Raw genomic sequence first — 24,195 nt, 5'->3', positions numbered from 1 at the left:
TCGTCGTGCCCCGGCCGGGTCCGGGCCCTGCCCGAGTGGCGCCCGTTCGGGTGATCTGCCATGCGGCTCGAAAACGCGCGCGACCAATGAATACGGGCCCGGTGAACTCTCCACCCCCGCAGTGCGATCGATCAGAAGTGGCAACGTGACGGTGGCCGACCGAAACTGAAGCTCGCGGTTCTTGATCAGCGAAGAGCGCGCGGTTCCGTGGCTTCCGATGGCACACGTCCTCCAGGAGATCGCATGGTGGAGCAATCCTCCAAGGTCCACATATCCGGGCCGGACGAAGAGGCCGTCATACCCGGGCCTGACGAAACGGCCGTCATACCCGGGCCCGACGAAACAGCCGTCATATCCCGGGCGGACGAAGCGAACGTCACCGGACGTAATGGCAAGGGCGCGGTGGGGACGGACACCGAGAGGAAACTCGCGGAGGTCCTGGCGGACGTCGTGAGCGTCGCGGAGGTTCCGGCCGACAGCCACTTCTTCCACGACCTCGGAGCCAACTCCATGGTCATGGCCCAGTTCTGCGCTCGGGTCAGGAAGCGGGCGGACCTGCCGTCCGCGTCCATGAAGGACATCTACCGGTACCCCACGATCCGCAGCCTGGCCGAGGCCCTGGCGGCCACCGCCCCGCCCGCCGCCGATGCTGTCGGTTCACCGCCCCCGGCACCGCCGTCGCAGGAGAACGCGGCGCTGCCCCCGGCGACGCGCACGCACAGGTTCAGCCATGTGCTGTGCGGGACACTCCAGTTGCTGGTCTTCCTGGGGTATTCCGTCGTCGCGGGATTCGTCACCGCCACGGGCTACGAGTGGGTCGCCACCGGCAACGGCCTGGCCGACATCTATCTGCGGTCGCTGCTGTTCGGCGGAATCGGTTTCATCGGCCTGTGCCTCTTCCCGGTCCTCGCCAAATGGATTCTCGTCGGCCGCTGGAAAGCCGCCGAATTCCCCGTCTGGGGCCCGGCCTACCTGCGCTTCTGGCTCCTGAAGGTGCTGCTGCACGCCAATCCGATGATCTTCTTCGTCGGAAGTCCGCTGTACGTGCTGTACCTGCGGGCACTGGGCGCGCGCATCGGCAAGGGAGTCACGATCCTCACCCGCTTCGTCCCGGTCTGCACCGACCTGCTGACGATCGGCGCCGGCACCGTGATCCGCAAGGACTCGTTCCTGCTCGGCTACCGGGCGCACGCCGGTCGCATCCAGATCGACGGGATCACGCTCGGCCGCGACGTGTACATCGGCGAGAAGACCGTCCTGGACATCGGCGCCTCGATGGGCGACGGCGCACAACTCGGTCACGCGTCCGCCCTGTACCGCGGCCGGGCCGTTCCGGACGGTGAGCACTGGCACGGCTCCCCGGCACAGCCCACGCGGACCGAATACGTGCGGGTCCCGCCGGCGAAGTGCGGCGCGTTCCGCCGTGCCTGGTTCTCTCTCGTCACCCTGCTGCAGCTGTTCTTCCTGTACATACCGCTGTTCGTCGGCGGGACGTACATGCTGTTCACCGCGGTGCCGGCGATCGGCAGGCGACTCGACCCCGAGACGGCCGTGCTGTCCCGGTCGCAACTGATCCCCGACGCGCTGGCCCTCTCCGCGGTGCTGTTCCTCGGCTTCCTCGTCCTCGGCCTCGTCGTCCTGTACACCGTTCCGCGGCTGCTGCACCTGACCGTCACGCCGGACCGGGTCTACCCGCTCTACGGATTCCACTACGCGATCCACCGGATGACGGCGCGCATGACGAACATCCGGTTCTTCGCCTGGCTCTTCGGTGACAGCTCCTACATCGTCCACTACCTTCGCGGCCTCGGATACGACCTGTCCCGGGTCGAGCAGACCGGGTCCAACTTCGGCACCGAGGTCCACCACGACTCACCGTTCCTGGTATCCGTCGGCAGCGGAACGATGGTGGCCGACGGCCTCTCCCTCATCAACGCCGACTTCTCCAGCACGTCCTTCCGGATGTCCAGGACGACGATCGGCCCGCACAACTTCCTCGGCAACAACATCGCCTATCCGCCGGGCGGCAGAACGGGCGACAACTGCCTGCTCGCGACCAAGGTGATGATCCCGCTCGACGGCGAGGTCCGCGAAGGCGTGGGACTCCTCGGCTCACCGTGCTTCGAGATTCCCCGGTCGGTGGAGCGCGACGCGCGCTTCGACGACCTCAGGACCGGTGACACACTGCGCCGCCGGCTGGCCGCCAAGAACCTCTACAACACCCGCTCGATGCTCCTCATGCTGTTCGTGCGGTGGCTGCACACCTTCTTCCTCACGCTGCTCGCCCTCGCGTCGGTGGACCTCTACGGTGTGCTCGGCCACGTGGTGATCGCCGGCTATCTGGCCTTCACGCTCGCATTCACCACCCTGTGGTACATCCTGCTGGAGCGCTGCATCACCTCGTTCCGCGCGCTGAGCCCCCAGTTGTGCTCCATCTACGACCCGCACTTCTGGTGGCACGAGCGGCTGTGGAAGGTTCCGGACGAGCACCTCAACATCTTCAACGGAACCCCCTTCAAGAGCCTCGTCTGGCGCATGCTCGGCGTGCGCATCGGCAGCAGGGTGTTCGACGACGGCTGCTACCTGACGGAGCGCACGCTCACCACCATCGGCGACGAGTGCACCCTCAACGCCGGCAGCAAGATCCAGTGCCACTCGCAGGAGGACGGCACCTTCAAGTCCGACGGCACCACCCTCGGTGCCGGCTGCACGCTGGGCGTCGGCGCCCATGTGCACTACGGCGTGACGATGGGCGACGGCGCGGTACTGGCCCCCGACTCCTTCCTCATGAAGGGCGAGGAAGTCCCGCCGTACGCCCGGTGGGGCGGCAACCCCGCCGAGGACCTGCCGGACCTCGTCGACCAGCCCCGTGGCAATGGCCCGGCGGCGACGACGTCTTCGGCCGACACCGCCGCCACGACGGCGCGTTGAGAGAGGCCATCCGATGGGAGCGCGTGTGGAAGCGGACCGCGAGTTCTGGAGCCGGGTGCTGACCGCCGGCGGTTACACCGCCGTGCCGCGGTGGGCGGGGGAGCCGGTGCCGGGAGTGGCCGAGCACGAGGCGGTGGTGCCGGACGACGTGTCGGCCGCGGTCCGGGGGCTGGCGCAGGAGGTGGGCGTGCCGGTCGGCGTGGTACTGCTGGCGGCGCACGCCAAGGTGCTGGCCGCGCTGTCCGGCGAGCAGGAGGTGGCGACGTGGTACGCCGCCGGGGTGCCGGGCGGACCGCTGCCCTGCCGTCTGACCGTCGCCCCGGGAACGTGGCGCGCGCTGCTGTCGAGCACCTCGCAGGCCGAGGCGGACATACGGGCGCACCGGGACTTCCCGGTGGCGGAGCTGCGCCGGGAACTCGGCGCGGCGCAGGAGCCGTACGAGATCGTGTTCGACCCGATGGGCGCCGAGGACGCGCCCGAGCACGTCGACGGCGCCGTCCTGCACACGTGGTGGCGCAACCGCAGTGGACGGTTCGTGCTGCGACTGCGGTACCGCACGGACGTGCTCGACGCCGACGGCGCGGCCCGCATCGGCGGCCATCACCTGACCGCGCTGCGCCGGATGACGGACCAGGTCGACGCCGAACACACACGGCAGAGCCTGCTGTCGGCCGACGAGGTGCGCGAGCAGCTCGAAGGGCTGGCCGGCCCCCGTCGGCCGCTGCCGCGGGCGCGGGCCCACGAGCTCTTCGAGCAGCGGGCGCGGGCACATCCGGAGGCGGTCGCCGCGGTGTGCGGCGAGCAGGAGTGGACGTACGGCGAACTCAACGCCCGGGCGAACCGGTTGGCGCGGGCGCTGCTGCGCCGGGGACTGGGCCGCGAGGACGTCGTCGCGGTGGTCACCGAACGCGACCTCGACTGGCTCGCGGCGACGCTGGCGGTCTTCAAGGCGGGCGGCGTCTATCTGCCGATCGAGCCGCACTTCCCGGCCGACCGCATCAAGGCGACGCTGTCGCGCGCGGGTTGCCGCCTGGTGCTGACCGAAGCCGGCAGCACCGACACCCTCGACCGGGCCCTGACCGGCCTGCCGCGATGCGAGCGGCTGCTGATCGAGGCGGCGTACGCGGAACCCCACCCCGACGGCGACCGCGACAGCGATGTCGCGGTGCCGGTCGACGCCGACCAACTGGCCTACATCTACTTCACCTCCGGCTCCACCGGTGAGCCGAAGGGCGCCATGTGCGAGCACGCGGGCATGCTCAACCACCTCTACGCCAAGATCGACGACCTGGGGATCGACGAGGGCGCCGTCGTGGCGCAGACCGCCCCGCAGTGCTTCGACATCTCGCTGTGGCAGTTGGTGTCCGCGCTGCTGGTGGGCGGACGCACCCTGCTGGTCGGCCAGGACGTGATCGTGGACGTGGAGCGGTTCGTCGACACGCTCGTCCGCGAACGCGCCGCTGTGGTCCAGGTCGTGCCCTCCTACCTGGAGGTGGTGGTCTCGTACCTGGAGCAGCACCCGCGCGAACTGCCGGACCTGCGGTGCGTGTCGGTCACGGGCGAGGCCCTGAAGCGGGAGCTGGTCCAGCGCTGGTTCGCGATCCGCCCCGGGATCAAGCTCGTCAACGCCTATGGGCTGACCGAGACCTCGGACGACACCAACCACGAGGTCATGGACCGGGTGCCCGAGCGCGTGCTGCTGGGCTGCGCGGTCAACAACGTGCGCGTGTACGTCGTCGACGAGCGGCTGTCGCTCGTCCCGCTGGGCGCGCCGGGCCTGATCGCGTTCTCCGGTGTCTGCGTCGGACGGGGTTACGTCAACGATCCCGAGCGCACCCGCGAGGCCTACCGCGAGGACCCGTACCGGCCGGGCGAGCGGCTCTACCTCGGCGGCGACTGGGGGCGCTGGCACCCGGGCGGCAAGCTGGAGTTCCTCGGCCGGCGGGACAACCAGGTCAAGATCCGCGGCTTCCGCATCGAGATCGGGGAGATCGAGAACGCCCTGCTGCGCGTGGACGGGGTACGGGACGGCGCGGTGGTCGTCGCCGAACGCGCCGACCAGAGCAAGCACTTGATCGCCTACTACACCGGTCGCGAGCGGCGGACGGACGAGCTGCGCGAGGCCCTGGGCGCCGTACTGCCCGCCTACATGGTCCCTTCGGCCTTCCACCGGCAGGACGGCCTGCCGCTCACCGCCAACGGCAAGATCGACCGGAAGGCCCTCACCGCGCTGGCCCAGCAGACCGCGCCCGACGCGGACGGCGAGGTCGCCGCGGAGGACCGGGCCCCGCTCACCCCGACCGAGCGGAAACTGGCGGCGGCCTGGGCCGAGCTGCTGGGCCTGCCCGAGCACCGGATCGGCCGCGACGACCACTTCTTCGACACCGGCGGCACCTCCCTGTCGGCCGTGAAACTCACCATCGCGCTGGACCGCGCGGTGTCCCTCAAGGACATCACCGGTCACCCCGTACTCGCCGACCTGGCCGCGCTCCTCGACGGCACCACCGGCACCCGCCCGGGACTGCTGCAGCCCCTGTCGGAAGCGGGCGGTACGGCGGAATGCGCCCTGGTGTGCTTCCCGTACGCGGGCGGCAACGCGGTCAACTACCAGCCGATGGCCAGTGCGTTGGCGGGCAGCGGCGTCGCCGTGTACGCCGTGGACCTGCCCGGTCACGATCTGGCCGCCCACCAGGAGCCGTTCGCGCCGATCGCCCGGGTGGCGGAGCAGGTCGTCGCCGAGATCACCGCGCGCGGTCTGACCCGGGTCATGCTGTGGGGCCATTCCTCGGGCACCGCACCGGCCTTGGAGACGGCGCGCAGGCTGCTGGAGCGCGGCGTGGACGTCCCCCGGGTGTTCCTCGGCGCGCAGCTGCTCGGCACCGTAGCCGAACGGCGCGCCGCCATCGACGAGTTGTCCGGCCGGAGCGACGCGGAGATCGCCGCGCGGCTGACCGCGGACAGCGGCTACACCGAACTCGCCGAACTGAACGCCCGGCACGCCGAACACGTCGGTGCCGCCTACCGGCACGACTGCGTGTCCGCACACCGCTATTTCGCGGGCGCCCTCGACGCCCCGCCGGCGTCGAAGCTGTCCGCACCGGTCACCGTGGTCGCCGCCGCCGACGACCCGAACATCCCCGGCCACCGCGACCGCCACCAGGACTGGCGGCTGCTGGCCGACCACGTCGACCTGCACGAACTCCCCGACGGTGGCCACTACTTCCTGCGCACCCGGCCGGCCGGTGCGGCACGGGCCGTCCAGGCCGCCACCGCACCCCTGGCCTCCTCCTGATCCTGAGGCGCACGAGCCTCCCCCTCAGCGGCAACCGAAAGGAATCCGAGATGTCGTCCTCACCCCTGACAGCACCGCCCGACGTGGAGCTGCGGCCGGACAGACCGGCGATCCTGCGCACCGAGCGCCCCGGTGACCCGGTGAACTGGGCGGCCGCGAACCGCGAGGCGCTGCGGGCACAGGTCACCGAGCACGGTGCGCTGCTCGTCCGGGGCCTGGGCCTGCGGGAGCCGGATCAGGTCGGTGCCGTGTTCGCGGAGCTGTCCGGCGGCCTGATGACGGAGCGGGAGGCCTTCGCCCCCCGGCAGACGTACGGCCCGGGGCTCTACTCCTCCTCGACCTGGCCGGCCAACCAGCCGATGTGCATGCACCACGAGCTCAGCTACACGCTGGAGGTCCCCGGCCTGATGCTGTTCGCGTGCACGACGCCGCCCGGCGAGGGCGGGGCGACCGCGGTGGCCGACGCGGAAGAGGTGCTCCAGGCGCTGCCCGCCGGGCTGGTCGAGCGGTTCGAGCGCGAGGGCTGGCTGCTGACCCGCAGTTACAACGACGAGATCGGGGCGTCCCTCGCCGAGTCCTTCGGCACCGACGACCACGCCGCCGTCGAACGCTACTGCCGTGCCAGCGCCATCGACTTCACCTGGCAGCCCGACGGCTCCCTGCACACCCGGCAGCGCCGCAGCGCCGTGGTGCGGCACCCGCTCAGCGGCCGGCGGTGCTGGTTCAACCAGATCGCCTTCCTCAACGAGTGGACCCTCGCACCGGAGGTGCGCGAGTACCTGGTCGACGTCTACGGCGAGGACGGGCTGCCCTTCAACACCCGCTTCGGGGACGGCACTCCGATCGAGGAGGACGTCGTCCAGCTGCTCAACGCCACCTACGAGAAGCACACCCGCCGCGAGCCCTGGCAGGCCGGCGACCTGATGCTCGTCGACAACATCCGCACCGCCCACAGCCGTGAGGCCTACGCCGGCGAGCGCGAGGTGCTGGTCGGCATGGCCGAGCCCCGGCGGTTGCCCGACGGCTGCCCGACCCCGGAGGCGAGCGAGCGATGAGCGACGTCCTGTCACCCGCCACCGAGCGGTCCACGAGCCGGCCGGACACGGTGCCCTCCTTCGCGGTCATCTCCGGCGGCCAGGTGGAACAAGCACTCGGTGGGCACGAGAAGGAGATCGTGGAGCTGGTCGAGGCCACCTACCGGCTGCACGGCGCCGGGTACTCGGTCAATCCGCCGTCGTACTTCCTGCGCTTCCCCGACCGGCCCACGGCCCGGATCATCGCGCTGCCCGCCTCGATCGGCGGTTCGGTCCATGTGGACGGCCTGAAATGGATCTCCAGCTTCCCGGCCAACGTGAGCGCCGGGCTGCCCCGGGCCTCCGCGGTGCTCATCCTCAACGACCACGACACGGGCTACCCGTTCGCCTGCCTGGAGAGTTCCATCATCAGCGCCACCAGGACCGCGGCGTCCGCCGCGCTGGCGGCCGACTGGCTCAGCCGCACCCGGACCCGCCCCACCCGTGTGGGCTTCTTCGGTACGGGACTGATCGCCCGCTACATCCACACGTTCCTGGCCGGTACCGGCTGGACGTTCGACACGGTCGGCGTGTACGACGTGTCCGCCGAGAGCACCGCCGGCTTCTCCGGCTATCTGCGGCAGACCGGCAGCACCGCCGAGGTCGCCGTCCACCGGAGCCCGGAGGACCTGATCCGCTCCAGCGACCTGGTGGTCTTCGCGACCATCGCCGGTGAACCCCATGTCACCGACCCGTCCTGGTTCGACCACCACCCGCTCGTCCTGCACATCTCCCTGCGCGACCTCGCCCCGGAGATCCTGCTCGACTCCGCCAACATCGTCGACGACGTCGAGCACTGCCTGAAGGCCGACACCTCCCCGCACCTGGCCGAACAACGCACCGGCAAGCGTGACTTCCTCGACGGCACCCTCGACGACGTCATGTCGGGACGGGTGACCGTGCCGGCCGACCGGACGGTGATCTTCTCGCCGTTCGGACTCGGCGTCCTCGACCTCGCCGTCGGCAAGTACGTCTACGACGAAACAGCCCGCGCGGGGGACCTCCGTCTCATCGACGACTTCTTCCACGACCTGCGCCGATACGGCTGAGGAGATGTCCTCGGCCCTGGCACCAGGAGGCCACCGTGCCCGTCATATCCGCTCCGCACGCCTTCAATGAAGGCCGGCTCTTCGTCGACCTTGAGCCGGTGCTCGGGTGCTCCCTCTATCTGAAGTGCGAGGGCTTCAACTTCGCCGGCTCCATCAAGTTGAAGGCCGCGAACGAGATGGTGGAGAACGCCGAGCGCGACGGCGTCCTGACGCGCGACTCGATCCTCGTCGAGTCCTCGTCGGGAAACCTCGGTGTGGCGCTCAGCATGATCGCCGCGAGCAAGGGTTACCAGTTCCTGTGCGTCACGGACTCCCGGTGCAATCTGTCGACCAGACTGCTGATGGAGGCGCTGGGCAGCCAGGTGCACATTGTGGCCGACCTGGACTCCAACGGCGGCTTCCTCGGCAAACGGATCGACTACGTCCGTGCGCTGTGCGCGTCCGACGACCGGTACGTGTGGCTCAGCCAGTACACCAACGCGGGCAACTGGCGGGCGCACTACCGCACGACGGCGCTGGAGATCGCCGGCCAGTTCCCGCAGCTGGACGTCCTGTTCATCGGCGCGGGTACCACCGGCACCCTGATGGGGTGCGCGCGCTACTTCCGGGAGTGGCACCGGCCGGTGCGGATCGTCGCCGTGGACAGCGTGGGCTCGGTCGCCTTCGGCGGCAAGCCGGGCCGCCGGATGATTCCCGGCCTCGGCATGAGCATGCGCCCCCCGCTGCTCGACGAGTCCTTCGTGGACGAGGTGATCCGGGTGGAGGAGCGGGACACCATCCGTACCTGCCACCGACTGGCCCGGCGCGGGTTTCTGTTCGGCGGCTCCACCGGAACCGTGGTCAGCGGTGCCTCGGACTGGCTGGCCGGGCACGACGCGCGCGGCCTCACGGCGGTCGCCATCGCCCCGGACCTCGGTGAGCGCTACCTCGACACCATCTACCAGACCAACTGGCTGCAGGATCTGTACGGCGATCACGTGCTCAACCCCGAGTACGACGGCGAATACGCCGAGAACGCTGAGGACGCCGAGAGCACCGAGGACGCCGAGACGGTCAACTCCGTGACGAAGAGGTCGGACTCGCCGGAGACGGTCGAGTCCGTACCGCAGGTGACGGACCGCCGGCGCAGATCGTAGCGCCGCGCAACCCGCGCCCACGGCCGGGGACAGGTCCGCCGCGGCGGACCGGCCCCCGGCCGTGAGTGTGCGGGGAGCGGGGATCAGTGCGAGTCGATGAGACCGTACGCGGGCACGGTCACCGTCCGGGCACCGGGCGTGCCGCCCAGGATCACCTTGCGGAGGGAGACGTTGTTGCTCTGGCTCGTCTCCAGCAGCTTGTGCTCGGGGTTGGCGAGCACCTGGATGTAGTACGTGCCGTTGGGCAGGCCGGTGACGTCGAACGACTGGCCGGGACGGTACTGGCTGTACGTGTCGCCGTTGCCGACGTCCAGCGCCTCGCGCACCGACACCGAACTCCGCTCACCGCAGGCGGTGGCCAGGTCGGTGTTCTCCGGGTGCCAGTTGGCGTTCTTCACCGTGTAGTCGATGGCGTCCGTGTCGGCCAGGCAGAAGGCCTCCTTGCCGCTGCGGACGATCTCCTTCTGGTCCGCGCCGAGCAGCCGGTAGCTGGCGAAGTCGGTGAAGTGCCAGTGCTCGTGGCCCTCCCGCGGGTCCCACTCCATGGTGCCGGTGGGGGTGTAGCCGACCTGCTTGCCCTTGGCGTCGAAGAAGTACTGGTAGGCGTCCATCTTCTCCTGGCCGGGCTTGCGGAAGCCGTCCACGACCAGCGGTGCCGGGCCCCCGTTCCACACGGTCGCGCTGAACGCCAGGTACTCCTTGCCCGTGCCGGCGAGCCCGTGGTTCCCGTCGGAGCCGTCGGTGAGCGCGATGCCGTAGGCGGGCAGCGCGCGCAGGTCGGGCTTGGGCATGACGGCCGCGTTCCCCCTGCGGCCGGTCGGACGGTGGGCGTTCGGCTTCAGTGCCGAGGACCGGGAGCCGGAACGCCCGGCGGCGACGCCGTGTCCCCCGCCGTCGTCGGTCTCACGGACCGTCACCTTGATGGTCTGCGGCTGGTCGGCCATGCCGAAGAGGTCGCGGTACTTCTTGGCCACGGACACCTTGGCCGTGTACTGACCGGCCGCCAGGTTGACGGGACCGCTGTTGTAGTCGGGGGCGAGGGAGGCCGCCCAGCCCTTCTGCGTGCCCCACACCGAGCCGAGGGTGAAGGGGTTGTCGGAGCAGCGCTCGGGATAGGGCGAGGTGGCCGGGGCGTCCGGGCGGATCCGGCCGGACGAGGTGTTCGGGCAGAACGACTGCGTTGTGCTGAGCACCTTGGCGCCCGTGGCGTCGGTGAGCGTGACCTGGAGGAACCCGGGCAGTCCCTTGAAGTCCTTGAGCAGGCCGGCGGGCAACGTCCTGGTCCGCGTGGTGCTGCCCTGCCGCATGATCTGCTGGGCCACCACGGGGTCCTTGTAGGACTTACGGGTCACCCGGAATTCGAGGGGCGCCTTGTCGACGGTGACGTACGCGCCCAGGTCCAGGTAGACGCCCGGTTCGCCCCGCCACCGGTCGACGGTGACCGAATCGGCGGCGGCGATCAGTTTGAGCTGGGGTGCGGCGGGTTGAGCGGGGTGGGGTGCCGCGGCGGCCGGCAGGGCGCCCCCGACCCCCATGGTGATGGTCGCGGCGGCCACGAGTGCCGACCGTCGTAACCGGTTGGTGTGAAGTCTCGTCATCACGTCCTCGTTCGAGTGTGCCGGAGCGGCGTCCGGCAAGCCGGTGCCGCGCGGCCGCTCCATGTGCCGTGCGGTGCGAGAGGTGCTTGAGCGGCCGACGCGGTTGTGCGTAATCCATGTGCCGCCTGTGAAGAAGGTGTTGGGCCGCTTCGGGTTGCCTCACCGCGCGACTCGATGACCACGGCACGACGGTGCCGGGTGACCCCGAGGGCGTGGGCGCCGCGGCCGGTCAGGAACCGGACCGGTCGTGCTGGGCGGTGATCTTCGCGACGGCCGCGGTCAGGTTCTTCTGGACCGGGTCGGGCAGGGGGGCGCCCTTCACGGCGGCCACCACGTCCCTGGCCAGGTGGTGCAGCTTGGTGTTGGTGTTCTGGGACGCGGTGACCAGGACCGACCACGCCTCCTCCGGGTCGAGGCCGAAGGAGGCCATGAGGATCCCGCGGGCCAGATCGATGTCCGGCCGGGTCTGCAGGGCTCGCCGGAGCTGGACGACCTCCGCCCGCAGATCGTCGCGGGCGTCCTCGGACGGCGACTCGTGCTGCTGGTGGCAGGTGGCGGAGGCGTCTGAGGCCTCCATGGGAGTCGCGGGCGTGAAGAGCGCGTACGTGTCGGTGAGGGCGAGCAGCCGTTCCGCGACGGGACTGGCCGCGACGAGGACGATCGTCTTGCCCCGCGCCAGCGCCCGTTGCCGGGCGGTGAGCAGGACGTTGAGGGCGGAGCAGTCCCAGAAGTCGACGCCGCTCAGGTCGAGGTCGACGCCCGTGGCCGAGTTGTCGAGGGCGTCGCGCAGGCTGCGCATGAGCAGTTCGCCGTCGTCGAGGCCGAGCTGTCCGGTCACGCTGACGACCACCCGGTCCCCGTCGGGGTGGGCGAAGATCAAGAGGGGGCCGGGGGCCTGGCCGCAGCCGTCCGCTCGCGCGCGGCCGACGTCGGCGTCGCGTGCGGACCGGTCCGTGCAGGGAGGCTCTGGCATGACCGCCTCTCGGTGGGTTCGGGACGGGGGTCCCTGTTCCAGGGTCACCTGTCCGTATGGAAGGCGTCAAGATATGCATGAAATCAAGTTCGCGTTTTGGATCGCGTGAAAATACGGCCGTAGAATCTCGCCATGGACGGAGTGCCTGAGCCGCATACCGGATGGACCTTCCTCACCAGTCATGCCCGGGTCCTGGCCGCCATCGCCGACAATCACAGCGCGCGCATCCGTGACATCGCGGCCCACTGCCGCCTCACCGAGCGTGCCGTACAGAAGATCATTTCCGATCTGGAGCGGGACGGGTACCTCTCCCACATCCGCGAGGGGCGGGGCAACGTCTACCGGATCGACCCGAGCAGGATCCTCCGGCACCCCGCCGAAGCCGGCCTGACCGTGGCGGCGCTCCTCACGCTGCTGGTCAAGGACGAGGCCGACCGTCATCGCCACATAGGGGAAGCCCAGCCGGAGAGCTGAGGACCCCGCGCGCGGGGGCAGGGGCGTACCCCCCGCCCGCCCGGCGTGTCGAACCAGCTGCCAGGGGCACTGGGAGACGATGGGCGTCCTCGGACAGCCGCAGGTCGAGGCAGAGGCCGGGAGAGGACGCAGAGGCCGGGAGAGGCAGGGTGCCGCATGGAGCCGCGGATCACGCCGGAGCGGGCGGGCGGGGGGAGGAGCGGGGCCGTCGAGCCCGCACCCGCGCGTACGTCCGAGAGCGCGGACGGCGACGTACGACGGCGGATTCCGCGCACCGACGCCCTCCTCGGCGAACCACGCCTGGCAGAGGCGGCCCGCCGGCTCGGCACGCCCGTGGTCAAGGCGGCGGTCCGGGAGGCGCAGGCAGGGGCGCGGGCCGGACGCGTCCCGCCCGACGCGGTCGCCGACGCGGCGGTCGCCCTCCTGCCCGACACGGCGGGCGGACTGCGCGCGGTGATCAACGCCACCGGGGTGCTGCTGCACACCAATCTCGGCCGGGCCCCGCTGTCCGCGGCGGCCCGGCAGGCGGTGGCGGAGGCGGCGGGCCCCACCGACGTGGAGCTGGACCTGGACACCGGCGTACGGGCCCGGCGCGGGCGCACGGCGTTGCGGGCGCTGCGCGAGCGGGTGCCGTCCGCGGGCGCGGCGCACGTCGTCAACAACGGCGCCGCCGCGCTGGTCCTCGCCGCCACCGTCCTCGCCGCCGGGCGGGAGATCGTCATCAGCCGGGGGGAGATGGTGGAGATCGGGGACGGGTTCCGGCTGCCGGACCTCCTCGTGTCCACCGGGGCCCGGCTCCGCGAGGTCGGCACGACCAACCGCACCACCGCCGCCGACTACGCCGCCGCGATCGGCCCCGGCACGGGCTTCGTACTGAAGGTGCACCCCTCCAACTTCCGCATCACCGGCTTCACCCGTACCGCCGATGTCGGTGAACTCGCCGCTCTGGGCGTCCCGGTGGTCGTCGACATCGGTTCCGGCCTGCTCGCGCCGCATCCGCTACTGCCCGAGGAACCGGACGCCGAGACCCAGCTGCGAGCCGGTGCCCGGCTTGTCACCGCGAGCGGCGACAAGCTGCTGGGCGGACCCCAGTGCGGGCTCCTCCTCGGCGAGGAGGACGTCGTGCGCACCCTGGCCCGCCATCCGCTGGCCCGGGCCCTGCGCGTCGACAAGCTGACGCTGGCCGCCCTGGAGGCCACGCTCACCGGCCCGCCGACGCCGACCGCCGCCGCGCTGGCCGCCGACCCCACCGTGCTGCGCGCCCGCGCCCACCGGCTCGCCGCCGCCCTGCGCGCGCACGGCGTCGACGTACAGGCCGTCGAGAGCGCGGCGACGGTGGGCGGGGGCGGCGCGCCCGGCGTGACCCTGCCCAGCGGCGCGCTGTCCCTACCGGAGTCGTACGCGGTCGCCCTGCGCACAGGACACGTCCCGGTCGTCGGGCGGCTGGAGGCGGGGCGCTGTCTGCTCGACCTGCGGGCGGTGCCGCCGGAAGACGACGAACGGCTCGCCGAGGCGGTGCGGGCGGCCGCGGGAAGGTAGGCGTCATGCGGGTCCTGGCCACCGCCGGACACGTCGACCACGGCAAGTCCGCCCTGGTCCGGGCGCTGACCGGCATGGAGCCCGACCGCTTGGAGGAGGAGCGGCGCCGGGGGCTCACCCTCGACCTGGGCTTCGTGTGGACCCGGCTCGGCGCGGACGGGGAGCACCTCGCCTTCGTGGACGTACCGGGCCACGAGAAGTTCGTCCCGACCATGCTGGCCGGGGTCGGGCCGGTGCCCGCGGTGCTGTTCGTGGTGGCCGCCGACCAGGGCTGGCAGCCCCAGTCCGCGGAGCACCTGGCGATCCTCGACGCGCTGGGCGTCCGCCACGCCGTCCTCGCGGTGACGCGCGCCGACCTGGCCGACCCCGAACCCGCCCGCGCGGACGCCCTGGAACGCATGGCCGCCACCTCGCTGGGCGCCGTGCCGTCCGTGGCGGTCAGCGCGGTGACCGGCGCCGGGCTGGACGAACTGCGCCTCGCCCTGGCCCGGTTGGCGGACACGCTGCCGGACCCGCCCGCCGACGCGGACGTGCGGCTGTGGCTGGACCGGGCCTTCACCGTGCGCGGCCACGGCACCGTCGTGACCGGCACGCTCGGGGCGGGCACCCTGCGCGTGGGAGACCGGCTGGCGACGGGCGAGGGGACGGCCGTGCTGCGGGTGCGCGGTCTGCAGTCCCTGCACGAGGAGCGCCCCGCCGTGCGCGGGGTGGCGCGGGTGGCGGTCAACGTGCACGGTCCCGGGGCCGGCGCGCTGCGGCGGGGCGAGGTCCTGCTGGCGCCGGAACGCTGGCTGCTCACCGGCCTCGTCGACGTACGCATCGTGGGCGAACCCGTCGACGACCTCCCCCGCGCGGTCACCCTGCACCTCGGCACCGCGGCCGTCCCGGCGACCGTCCGCCCCCTGGGCCGGGACACCGCCCGCCTCACCCTGTCCCGAGAGCTTCCCCTGCGCGTCGGCGACCGCGCCGTGCTGCGCGAACCGGGCGGCCGGCGCGTCCCCTGCGGCGTCACCGTGCTGGACGTGCGCCCGCCACGGCTGGCCCGACGCGGCGCCGCCCGTGCCAGGGCGGAGCACCTCGCGGCCATGACCGGCACCCCGGACGGCCCGGGGGAGCTGCGCCGGCGCGGGCTCGTCACGCGCTCCGAACTCCTCGCGATGGGAGTGCCGCCACCGGCCGCACCCGTCGCGGGTGACTGGCTCGCCGACCCGGCCCATTGGGCGGACCTGCGCGCACGCATGGTCGCCGAGGTGGACCGGTACGCGAAGGAGCACCCCTTGGAACCCGGCCTGCCCACGGAGGCCGCCCGCCATCTGCTCGGCCTGCCCGACCGGGCCCTGGTCGACGCCCTCGCCGAGACGCCCGGCCACCGGCGACCGGAACGCCGGCAGGGGCGGCTGTACGGTCCCGACGACCTCCGGCCGACCCTGCCGCCCGGCGTCGCCGAGGCTGTGGACGCCGTACGCCGGGACCTGGAGCGGGCACCGTTCCACGCGCCGGAGGCCGACCGCCTGGCCGCGCTGGGCCTGAACCGCAAGGCCGTGGCCGCCGCCGTCGCGGCCGGAGCGCTGCTGCGCGTGGCCGAGGGCATCGTGCTGCTGCCGGGCGCGGACACCCGGGCCGCCACCCTGCTCGCCCAGCTGCCCCAGCCGTTCACGCCGAGCGAGGCCCGGCGGGCCCTGGACACCACGCGCCGGGTGGCCGTGCCCCTGCTGGAGCACCTGGACGCCCAGGGGTACACCGAGCGCGTGGACGACCGGCGCAGACGCTGTCGCCACGACGGGGGAAGCGGAGGCGGACGGGAATCGAACCCGCCTGCCCGAGATCCTCGGGCACCTCGGTTTTGAAGACCGGGAGGGCCACCAGGCACCCACACGCCTCCAACGGCCGCAAGGCTACTCGACCAGGAGACCCGTATGACCACGACCCACCAAGCGCCCGTCCGGCTCACGCGGTTCGCCCACGGCGGCGGCTGTGCCTGCAAGATCCCGCCCGGTGAACTGGAGGAGGTGCTCGGCGCGCTCTCGGCGCCGCCGGCCGCCACCGACACACCGCTCCTCGTCGGCCTGGCCACCGGCGACGACGCCGCCGTCGTCGCGCTGCCCGCGGCGGGCGACACGCCCGCACAGGCGGTGGTGTCCACCGCCGACTTCTTCACCCCGGTCGTCGACGACCCCTACGACTGGGGACGCATCGCCGCCGCCAACGCCCTGTCCGACGTGTACGCGATGGGCGGCCGGCCGGTGCTCGCTGTCAACCTCCTGGCCTGGCCCCGCGGCGTGCTGCCGTTCGAGCTCGCCCGCGAGGTCCTGCGCGGCGGGCTGCACATCGCCACCGAGGCGGGCTGTCACGTGGGCGGCGGTCACAGCGTCGACGACCCCGAGCCCAAGTACGGCATGGCCGTCACCGGACTCGCCGACCCGGCCCGGCTGCTGCGCAACGACGCCGGTCGGCCCGGACTGCCCCTGTCGCTGACCAAGCCCCTCGGCCTCGGCGTCCTCAACAACCGCCACAAGGCCACCGGCGAGCGCTTCGAGCAGGCCGTCACCACGATGACCACCCTCAACCGGGACGCCTCGGCCGCGGCCCTGGCGGCCGGCGCGAGCTGCGCCACCGACGTCACCGGCTTCGGTCTCCTCGGCCATCTCCACAAGCTGGCCCGGACCTCGGGCGTCACCGCGGTGATCGACACCGCCGCCGTGCCCTACCTGGACGGCGCCCGGGAGGCCGTACGCGACGGGTACGTCAGCGGGGGCACCCGGCGCAACCTGGAGTGGGTGGCGCCGTTCACGGACTTCGGCGCCACCGACGCCGACACGCGGCTGCTCCTGGCCGACGCCCAGACCTCGGGCGGGCTGCTGATCGCCGGTGAGGTGCCGGGCGCGCCGGTGATCGGGGAACTGGTGCCGAGCGGGGCGCACTCCCTCGTGCTCCGGTAGCTCCGGTGCGCGGTGGGAGCCCGGTGCCGGCACAGGGTCAGAGTTCGGTGCCCGTGCGCGCGTCGATGCCCGCCCGTGTCCGGTAGGAGCGCACCAGCTCCACCGACGCCGGACCCCGGGGACGCCGGCCGGCCCGAATGTCGACGGCGAACGCCTTGGACTCCTGGATCTGGCTGTTGGGGTCCATCGCCAGGTGGAGCAGTTCGTTGGCCGCATCACCGGTGCTGTAGCCGTTCGGCCCCCAGTGATACGGCAGCCCGACCTGGTGCAGGGTCCGCCCCTGCACGGTCAGGGGCGGCATGCGGTCGGTGACGAGCACCCGCGCCTCGATGACCCCCCGCGCGCTGACGATCGTCGCCCAGCCGGTGTGCTCCAGACCGCACTCCGCGGCCAGTTCGGGAGAGACCTCGCAGAAGAACTCCGGTTGCAGCTCCGCCAGGTACGGCAGCCAGCGCGACATGCCGCCCGCCGTGTGGTGCTCGGTCAGCCGGTAGGTGGTGGCGACGTACGGGAACACCTCCGTGCCCGGGTCGCCGCCGCTGGGCTGGTAGCGGTTGTCGGGGTGCGGGGCCAGCAACTGCCGGACGGGGTTGCGCTGGTGGCCGTACAGCAGGTTCCGGAACGGGGAGTCCTGCGGCTCGTAGTGCGCGGGCAGCGGCCCGTCGGTCAGCCCGGTGGGCACGTACAGCCAGGCCTTGCCGTCCGCCTGCATGATGAACGGGTCGACGCCCGACAGGGCCCCGGGCCCGGTCGCGTCCGGCGGCGGCCGGTCGCCGGGGGACTTGTCGACGTCGATGTCGGGGACGTCGTGGCCGACCCAGCGCGCCTGGTGCTCGTCCCACCACACCAGAGCCTTGCGGTCGCTCCACGGCCTGCCCTCCGGGTCGGCCGAGGCCCGGTTGTACAGGGTGCGGCGGTTCGCCGGCCAGGCCCACGCCCACTCGGCCGCCACCCAGTCCTGCTCCGCGCCGGGCTTGCGGCGCGCCGCCTGGTTGACGCCGTCGGCGTACACCCCGCAGTAGATCCAGCAGCCGCACGCCGTGGAGCCGTCGGCCTTGAGCTGCGCGTAGGACGCCAGGGGGTTGCCGTCGGCGTCGTAGCCGTTGATCTCGGCGAGGACCGCCTCGGCGTCCGGCTCGACGAGCTCGCCCTTGGTGGGGTAGTCCCAGGTCAGATCGAGCACCGGCCGGTCCATCGGGTCGCTGGAGCCGGCCAGCTTCTGCCGGATGAGCCGCCCGAGGTGGAAGGTGAACCACAGGTCGCTGCGGGCCTCGCCGGGCGGCGCGACGGCCTGGTGGTGCCACTGCAGCAGCCGCTGGGTGTTGGTGAAGCTGCCGTCCTTCTCGGTGTGCGCGGCGGCCGGCAGGAAGAACACCTCGGTACGGATGTCCTCCGTGCGCAACTCACCCGTCTCGATCTCCGGGCCGTCCAGCCACCAGGTGGCCGACTCGACGAGGGAGAAGTCCCGTACGACGAGCCAGTCCAGGTTGGCCATCGCCAGGCGCTGCAGTTTGGAGTTGCCGTGGCCGACCGCCGGGTTCTCACCGAGTACGAAGTAGCCCTTGCAGGTGCCCTCCAGCTGGGCCATGGCGGTCTCGTACGTGGCGTGGGAGCCCGTCAGCCGTGGCAGGTAGTCGAAGCAGAAGTCGTTGTCGGGCGTGGCCGCCTCGCCCCAGTACGCCTTGAGCAGGCTCACCAGGTACTCGCGCATCGGGGCCCAGTACCCCTTGTGCGCCGCCTCCGCCTGGACGAAGGCGGACAGGTCCTGTTGCCGGTGCGCGTGCGGGAGCGGGATGTAGCCGGGCAGCAGGTTGAACAGGGTGGGGATGTCCGTGGACCCCTGGATGGAGGCGTGCCCGCGCAGCGCGAGGATGCCGCCGCCCGGCCGGCCGATGTTGCCCAGCAGGGTCTGCAGGATGGAGGCCGCGCGGATGTACTGCACGCCCACCGTGTGCTGCGTCCAGCCGACCGAGTAGACGAAGGCCGTGGTCCGCTCCCGCCCCGAGTTGTCGGCGACGAGCTCGCACACCTGGCGGAAGACCGCCTGCGGCACCCCGCATACCTCCTCGACCAGTTCCGGCGTGTAACGGGCGTAGTGCCGCTTGAGGACCTGGAAGACACAGCGCGGATGGGTCAGCGTCTCGTCCCGCTCCGGCTCGCCCTCGCCCAGCGGCGGGCCGCCCGCGCCATGGGCCTCGCCGCGCGCGGCCTCCGCCACCGAACTGCCGCCCTCGGTGCGCTTCTCGTACTCCTGGTCGCGGGCGCCGGAGGCTGCCTGGATCTCCGTGCCCTCGTACTGCCAGGTGCTGTTGTCGTACGTGCGGTGGTCGGGGTCGAGTCCGGAGAAGACGCCGTCGAGGTCCTCCGTGTCGCGGAAGTCCTCCCGCAGCAGGACGGGCGCGTTGGTGTACGCGACCACGTAGTCACGGAAGTACCGGTCGTTGTGCAGCACGTGGTTGATGATCCCGCCGAGGAAGGCGATGTCCGTGCCCGCGCGCAGCGGCACGTGCAGATCGGACAGCGCGCTGGTGCGGGTGAACCGGGGGTCGATGTGGATCACCTTCGCGCCCCGGGCCTTGGCCTCCATCACCCACTGGAACCCGACGGGATGGCACTCGGCCATGTTCGAGCCCTGGATGACGATGCAGTCGGAGTACTGCAGGTCCTGCTGGAAGGTGGTCGCGCCGCCGCGCCCGAACGAGGTTCCCAGACCGGGAACGGTGGAGGAGTGTCAAACGCGCGCCTGGTTCTCGATCTGGATGGCGCCGAGCGCGGTGAACAACTTCTTGATCAGGTAGTTCTCTTCGTTGTCGAGCGTGGCCCCGCCCAGGCTCGCGATGCCGAGCGTGCGCCGGGTCCGCGTCTCGTCGACCTGCCACTGCCAGCCCGCCCGCCGGGCCTCGATCACCCGGTCGGCGATCATGTTCATGGCCGTGTCGAGGTCGAGGCGCTCCCACCCGGTGCCGTGCGGCCGCCGGTGGAGCACATAGTGCTCGCGGGCGTCGCCGGTGGTCAGCTGGAGGCTCGCCGAGCCCTTGGGGCACAGGCGGCCGCGCGAGATGGGGGAGTCCGGGTCACCCTCGATCTGGGTGACGCGCTCGTCCTGGACGTAGACGTTCTGGCCACAGCCCACCGCGCAGTAAGGGCAGACCGACTTCACCACGCGGTCCGCGCTCGCCACCCGGGGCGTGAGCCGCTCGCTGCGCCCGCTCTTGGCCGCGGCCCCACGCCCCAGCGGGTCGGTCCCCGTGAGCTGGCGGTACACCGGCCAGGAGTCGATCCATGTGCGGACGCCCACGAGTCACTCCTCCCGCGCGGTTGACCTGCGGTCGGCCGGACGCAGGCCGGGCCTGTCCTGCCGGACCGCCGCGACGTCGGTGCGGGGCCGGGTCCCGGCCTCCTGCGCAAGATTCTCCCGCAGCCGGGTGCCCACGGCATCCGCATGAACGCCTGCCTCCCTCGGATCCCCGCGTCCGTGTTCCGGCCGAGCCGGGGTACCCGCCGCCCGAGCTCCGAAACGGGTGCCCGGGGGCCGGCCGCGCGAGCGGGTCGGGCCACCCGCGCTTCGTACGACGGCTGCCGGGCACTCGGCGGCCAGGGGGTGATCCCGTTGGCACACGACCGCACGCCGCCGGCACCGGACCGCGCACCGAGTGTCCTCGTCTTCGACGTCAACGAAACGCTCACCGACATGACCCCGCTCGCCGCGCGCCTGGCCGACGTCGGCCTGCCCGGCCATCTGCTGCCCGCCTGGTTCGCGGGTGTCCTGCGCGACGGAACGGCCCTGACCCTGGCGGGCACGTACGCCTCATTCGCGGACGTCGCCCGGGACGTGCTGCGCACGCTGCTCGCCCGGCACGCGCCCGCGTCGGCCGCGGAAGAGGCCGTGGCACATGTGCTGGCCGGAATGCCCGAACTGCCCGTCAATCCGGACGTACCCGACGGCATCAGCGCGCTGCACACGGCCGGCCGGCGCCTGTTGACCCTGACGAACGGCTCGGCCGACACCACTCGCGCGGTGCTCGACCGGGCCGGTCTGACGGACTGCTTCGAGGCCCTACTGGACGTCAGCGCGGCGGGAGCCTGGAAGCCCGCACCCGCTGCCTACGCCCACGCGCTGCGCACGGCGGACGTGCCGGCGGGGGAGGCGATGCTGGTCTCCGTGCACCCGTGGGACGTGAACGGCGCGGCGCGCGCCTGCCTGGCGACCGCCTGGCTGCGCCGGACGGCGGGCCCCTATCCGTCGGTGATGTGCCCGGCCGACGTCACGGCCGACGACCTGCCGGACCTCGCCCGGCGACTCGCTTGACGAGATGCCCGGCGCGTCCGCCCAGCGCGTCAGCCCTCCCGGTCCCGCAGGCGCTCCCGCTGCGGTACGACCGTGTACTTCGGGTCCCCGGCGGAGGCGACCCCCGCGAGGAACACGCCGAACCGCAACGCCGCCGACCCGGTCAGCAGGGCGGCCCCGGCCACCGCCGCGAGACGCCGCCCGTGCCGCCGCTGTCCCGCGCATCCGGCGAGCGCCGCGCCACCCGCCGTGAGCACCTCCGCGGCGCGCAGCAGCGTGTGCGGCCGGCCCTCCTCGAACGGCTCGGCCACCAGCCCCATCCGCCGCTTCATCGACCGGAAGGCGCCCAGCTCCAGGGCCGCGCCGAGGACCGCCATCCGGCGGGCGGGTCCCGTCTGCGCGACGGGCGCCGCCACCAGCGCGAGTCCGGCCGCCGCGGTCGCCGCCGAGCCCGCGAAGACGAACGGCAGCTCCCGGTGTCCTTCGTGCCAGGAGGGCACCGCCGTGTCCGAGATCAGGACGGCGGTGTACGTGGCGACCGCCGGCCCGAGCACGCCGGCGGCCCCCGTGGCGGCCGAGCCGACGAGCCGGTACCGGCCGACGACGTCGCTCGCCGCGGCGGCCAGCGTCAGCGGGGCGTAACCGACCAGCAGCCACGACCCCATGCTCATCGGGGAGGTGGGCTTGACGACCCGGAGCATGTTGAGGAAGCGGGTGGGCCGGCCCAGGTCGTGCACGAGCGCGGCCAGCGACAGGGAGATGGCACCCGCCGCGCCGAGCTTCGCCGACCGGGCCAGGGCGGGGCGTCCGGTGGCGTGGCCCCCGGCGGCCAGCAGCGAGGAGGCGCCGGCGAGTCCGCCGAGGTAGAGGTACCCGGCGATGTCGAGGGGCCGCCAGGTCGGCGGCTTCAGGATCGGCCTGCCGTAGTACGAGGAGAACCGCGCGTCGGGCACCATGGCCCGTTCGCCGCGGCCACGGCGGCGTCGGGGGCGCCCGGAGTGCGCCGCGCCGGGGGCGTCTCCTCCGGGCTCCGCGTCCCAAGGGCTTCCGGTCATCGTGGCCTCTTGGTCATCGTGGCCTCCGGGTCATCGCGGCCTCTTGAGGAAACTGGCCACGGCCAGCGCGCCGAGCGACACGGCCGCCATCGCCGCGTGCCGCCACATGTCCGGCAGGTCCCGGGTGGTGACCACCGGGTCGGGAGGCAGCCCGTAGACCTCCGGCTCGTCCAGCAGCAGGAAGAACGCGCCGTCGCCGCCGACCCCGTCGTCCGGGCTCGCTCCGTACAGGCGGGCGTCGGTGACACCGGCCGCCTGCAGCCGCGATACCCGGTCCGCCGCCCGGTCCCGCAGCTCCTCCAGCGGGCCGAACTGGATGGAGTCGGTCGGGCAGGCCTTGGCGCAGGCCGGTTCCATGCCGGCGCCGAGCCGGTCGTAGCACAGGGTGCACTTCCAGGCGCGCCCGTCGTCCCGGCGCTGGTCGATGACGCCGTAGGGGCAGGCGGGCACGCAGTAGCCGCAGCCGTTGCAGATGTCCTCCTGGACGACGACCGTGCCGAACTCGGTGCGGAACAGCGAACCCGTGGGGCACACGTCGAGGCAGGCCGCGTGCGTGCAGTGCTTGCACACGTCCGAGGACATCAGCCAGCGCAGTTCGGTACGTCCTTCGGGCTGCACCGGGGAGATCTGTCCGGCCGCCGCGGCCGGGGGAGCGGTGTCGAGGCGGCGGGCGGCGTCGAACACGTCGACGTCCTCGCCAACAGTGGTGCGCTGCTCGATGAAGGCCACGTGGCGCCAGGTGTCGGCGCCGAGGCCCTGGGTGTTGTCGTAGGACATGCCCGTCAGCTCCAGGCCATCCTCGGGGACCGCGTTCCACTCCTTGCAGGCCACCTCGCACGCCTTGCAGCCGATGCACACGGAGGTGTCCGTGAAGAAGCCCATGCGCGGCGGGGCGTCGGCGTACCCGGCCGCGCCCGCCACGTCCGGCTGCGGACCGTACAGCTGATTGCCGTGGGTCATGGCCAGACCTCCGTCTGCCGCCCGCTGCGCCCGGGCCGTCACGTTCAGCGCTCCGCTTCGAGCCTGACACGGGTGCCCGGGCCGCGCGCGCTCGAAACGGCGGCGAGGAGAGGGCGGAGGAGAGACGGGGGCGAGGGGAGGGATCGGAGGTGGAAGCGCAGGAGACACCGAGCGCCGGGTTCCCCGGCCGACCCTGCCGCCGCAGCGGCAGGGTCGGCCGGGGAACCCGGCGAGGGTGGCGACACCGGTGAACCGAGACCGGTGGCTCGGTGACGTCCGGGGTGGTCAGGTCACCCCGGTCGAAACACCTAGGTCCTGTCGTCAAACTCGCGTCGTCCGCCCGAAGGGCGGGCCTCGCGGCGTCAGGTGCGTGCTCTCGGCGTGCCGGGCCTCGTCCCTCGTACTGGATGTACTTGGGTCGGGGCCCGGTGCGGCGAGTGGGGGTCCCCCCTGCTCGAAGAGCTTGGGGGAGCGTGCATGGCGTCGCGGGGCAGACGGGAGTTTGACGACAGGGCCTAGCGCGCGGTGCCGAAGTCCTGGGTCCAGTAGCTGTTGGGCTGGGCCAGGCCGACGCCTATCTCCTTGAACGTGCAGTTGAGGATGTTCGCCTTGTGGCCGGGGCTGGACATCCAGCCCGCCATGACCTGCTCCGGGGTGGAGTAGCCGTAGGCGACGTTCTCTCCGTAGGCGCTCCAGTTGTAGCCGGCCCGCGTGATGCGGTCGCCCGGCGAGGAGCCGTCCGACCCGGTGTGCGACATGTTCTGGTGCGACGCCATGTCCGCGCTGTGTGCCTGGGCGGCCTTGGTCAGGGTCGCGTTCAGCTTCAGGGCCGAGCAGCCGACCTTGCTGCGCTCGGCGTTGACGAGCTGCACGATGCGGGCGACGGTC

Annotated in this window: 15 protein-coding genes, 1 tRNA gene and 1 pseudogene; 10 read left to right on the top strand and 7 right to left on the bottom strand. The window is 72.2% G+C overall.

The window, feature by feature from the left end; all coding sequences use genetic code 11:
- The first annotated feature begins 243 nt into the window (after window positions 1–243).
- Genes IPZ69_RS09860 through sbnA form a run of 5 tightly spaced genes read left to right on the top strand, consistent with a single transcriptional unit; the run spans window position 244 to window position 9,481 of the window.
- Complete coding sequence (locus tag IPZ69_RS09860) at window positions 244–2,931, top strand: Pls/PosA family non-ribosomal peptide synthetase (RefSeq protein ID WP_235453653.1); 2,688 nt, start codon at window positions 244–246, stop codon at window positions 2,929–2,931.
- Window positions 2,932–2,944: 13 nt separating this feature from the next.
- A complete protein-coding gene (locus tag IPZ69_RS09855) occupies window positions 2,945–6,223 on the top strand; it encodes a non-ribosomal peptide synthetase (RefSeq protein WP_235453652.1) in 3,279 nt (1,092 codons plus the stop codon).
- A gap of 50 nt (window positions 6,224–6,273) precedes the next feature.
- Window positions 6,274–7,278, top strand: coding sequence for a TauD/TfdA family dioxygenase (locus IPZ69_RS09850; RefSeq protein WP_235453651.1), 1,005 nt, complete (start codon window positions 6,274–6,276; stop codon window positions 7,276–7,278).
- Window positions 7,275–8,345 (top strand): 2,3-diaminopropionate biosynthesis protein SbnB, encoded by a 1,071-nt coding sequence (gene sbnB, locus IPZ69_RS09845; protein WP_235453650.1) that lies wholly within the window; start codon window positions 7,275–7,277, stop codon window positions 8,343–8,345. Before IPZ69_RS09850 ends, sbnB begins: the two co-directional genes overlap by 4 nt.
- 35 nt (window positions 8,346–8,380) lie before the next feature.
- Complete coding sequence (gene sbnA, locus IPZ69_RS09840) at window positions 8,381–9,481, top strand: 2,3-diaminopropionate biosynthesis protein SbnA (RefSeq protein WP_235453649.1); 1,101 nt, start codon at window positions 8,381–8,383, stop codon at window positions 9,479–9,481.
- A gap of 83 nt (window positions 9,482–9,564) precedes the next feature.
- Here sbnA and IPZ69_RS09835 read toward each other — a convergent pair whose 3' ends face one another.
- Window positions 9,565–11,079 (bottom strand): lysyl oxidase family protein, encoded by a 1,515-nt coding sequence (locus IPZ69_RS09835; protein ID WP_235453648.1) that lies wholly within the window; start codon window positions 11,077–11,079, stop codon window positions 9,565–9,567.
- A gap of 229 nt (window positions 11,080–11,308) precedes the next feature.
- Window positions 11,309–12,052 carry an ANTAR domain-containing protein gene (locus tag IPZ69_RS09830; RefSeq protein WP_235453647.1) on the bottom strand — a complete coding sequence of 248 codons (744 nt, stop codon included), beginning with the start codon at window positions 12,050–12,052 and terminating at the stop codon, window positions 11,309–11,311.
- Between the two features lie 132 nt (window positions 12,053–12,184).
- Here IPZ69_RS09830 and IPZ69_RS09825 point away from each other — a divergent pair, with 132 nt between their 5' ends.
- The 3 genes and pseudogenes from IPZ69_RS09825 to selB all read left to right on the top strand — a co-directional run.
- Window positions 12,185–12,526 (top strand): helix-turn-helix transcriptional regulator, encoded by a 342-nt coding sequence (locus tag IPZ69_RS09825; protein ID WP_235453646.1) that lies wholly within the window; start codon window positions 12,185–12,187, stop codon window positions 12,524–12,526.
- Window positions 12,527–12,682: 156 nt separating this feature from the next.
- Entirely contained in the window at window positions 12,683–14,065 is a 1,383-nt protein-coding gene (gene selA, locus IPZ69_RS09820) for an L-seryl-tRNA(Sec) selenium transferase (protein WP_235453645.1), read from the top strand.
- 5 nt (window positions 14,066–14,070) lie between these two features.
- A pseudogene (gene selB, locus IPZ69_RS09815) lies at window positions 14,071–15,819 on the top strand (selenocysteine-specific translation elongation factor); the annotation flags it as partial.
- Between the two features lie 34 nt (window positions 15,820–15,853).
- Here the strand turns inward: selB and IPZ69_RS09810 are convergent.
- A tRNA-Sec gene (locus tag IPZ69_RS09810) sits at window positions 15,854–15,947 on the bottom strand.
- 34 nt (window positions 15,948–15,981) lie between these two features.
- On the opposite strand from IPZ69_RS09810, the gene selD reads away from it, so the two are divergent.
- On the top strand, window positions 15,982–17,004 hold the full coding sequence (gene selD / locus IPZ69_RS09805; RefSeq protein ID WP_235453644.1) for a selenide, water dikinase SelD: 1,023 nt from the start codon (window positions 15,982–15,984) through the stop codon (window positions 17,002–17,004).
- A gap of 37 nt (window positions 17,005–17,041) precedes the next feature.
- Here the strand turns inward: selD and fdh are convergent, their stop codons facing one another.
- Entirely contained in the window at window positions 17,042–20,302 is a 3,261-nt protein-coding gene (fdh, locus tag IPZ69_RS09800) for a formate dehydrogenase (RefSeq protein ID WP_235453643.1), read from the bottom strand.
- Between the two features lie 312 nt (window positions 20,303–20,614).
- Between fdh and IPZ69_RS09795 the strand changes: the two genes are divergently transcribed.
- Window positions 20,615–21,313, top strand: a complete 699-nt coding sequence (locus IPZ69_RS09795) for a haloacid dehalogenase type II (RefSeq protein ID WP_235453642.1) — start codon at window positions 20,615–20,617, stop codon at window positions 21,311–21,313.
- A 29-nt stretch (window positions 21,314–21,342) separates the two neighbouring features.
- Here the strand turns inward: IPZ69_RS09795 and nrfD are convergent, their stop codons facing one another.
- From nrfD to IPZ69_RS09780, 3 genes are all read right to left on the bottom strand, one after another.
- Window positions 21,343–22,347 (bottom strand): NrfD/PsrC family molybdoenzyme membrane anchor subunit, encoded by a 1,005-nt coding sequence (gene nrfD, locus IPZ69_RS09790; protein ID WP_235453641.1) that lies wholly within the window; start codon window positions 22,345–22,347, stop codon window positions 21,343–21,345.
- Window positions 22,348–22,377: 30 nt separating this feature from the next.
- Window positions 22,378–23,307, bottom strand: coding sequence for a 4Fe-4S dicluster domain-containing protein (locus IPZ69_RS09785; RefSeq protein WP_235453640.1), 930 nt, complete (start codon window positions 23,305–23,307; stop codon window positions 22,378–22,380).
- 515 nt (window positions 23,308–23,822) lie between these two features.
- A partial coding sequence (locus tag IPZ69_RS09780) for a CAP domain-containing protein (protein WP_235453639.1) occupies window positions 23,823–24,195 on the bottom strand: 373 nt, incomplete at its 5' end.

This window comes from Streptomyces olivochromogenes, from assembly GCF_021538895.1.
Taxonomy (GTDB): Bacteria; Actinomycetota; Actinomycetes; order Streptomycetales; family Streptomycetaceae; genus Streptomyces; species Streptomyces olivochromogenes_A.
Note: the sequence above shows the minus strand (reverse complement) of the source record. Positions and strands in the feature narration are given on the sequence as shown.

What these genes read in the sequence shown, in the direction of transcription:
- IPZ69_RS09860 (WP_235453653.1), top strand. Translation starts at nt 244, where the DNA reads ATGGTGGAGCAATCCTCCAAGGTCCACATATCCGGGCCGGACGAAGAG.
- nrfD (WP_235453641.1), bottom strand. Translation starts at nt 22,347, where the DNA reads ATGACCGGAAGCCCTTGGGACGCGGAGCCCGGAGGAGACGCCCCCGGC.
- IPZ69_RS09850 (WP_235453651.1), top strand. Translation starts at nt 6,274, where the DNA reads ATGTCGTCCTCACCCCTGACAGCACCGCCCGACGTGGAGCTGCGGCCG.
- selD (WP_235453644.1), top strand. Translation starts at nt 15,982, where the DNA reads ATGACCACGACCCACCAAGCGCCCGTCCGGCTCACGCGGTTCGCCCAC.
- IPZ69_RS09835 (WP_235453648.1), bottom strand. Translation starts at nt 11,079, where the DNA reads ATGACGAGACTTCACACCAACCGGTTACGACGGTCGGCACTCGTGGCC.
- sbnB (WP_235453650.1), top strand. Translation starts at nt 7,275, where the DNA reads ATGAGCGACGTCCTGTCACCCGCCACCGAGCGGTCCACGAGCCGGCCG.
- IPZ69_RS09855 (WP_235453652.1), top strand. Translation starts at nt 2,945, where the DNA reads ATGGGAGCGCGTGTGGAAGCGGACCGCGAGTTCTGGAGCCGGGTGCTG.
- IPZ69_RS09825 (WP_235453646.1), top strand. Translation starts at nt 12,185, where the DNA reads ATGGACGGAGTGCCTGAGCCGCATACCGGATGGACCTTCCTCACCAGT.
- IPZ69_RS09830 (WP_235453647.1), bottom strand. Translation starts at nt 12,052, where the DNA reads ATGCCAGAGCCTCCCTGCACGGACCGGTCCGCACGCGACGCCGACGTC.
- IPZ69_RS09785 (WP_235453640.1), bottom strand. Translation starts at nt 23,307, where the DNA reads ATGACCCACGGCAATCAGCTGTACGGTCCGCAGCCGGACGTGGCGGGC.
- selA (WP_235453645.1), top strand. Translation starts at nt 12,683, where the DNA reads ATGGAGCCGCGGATCACGCCGGAGCGGGCGGGCGGGGGGAGGAGCGGG.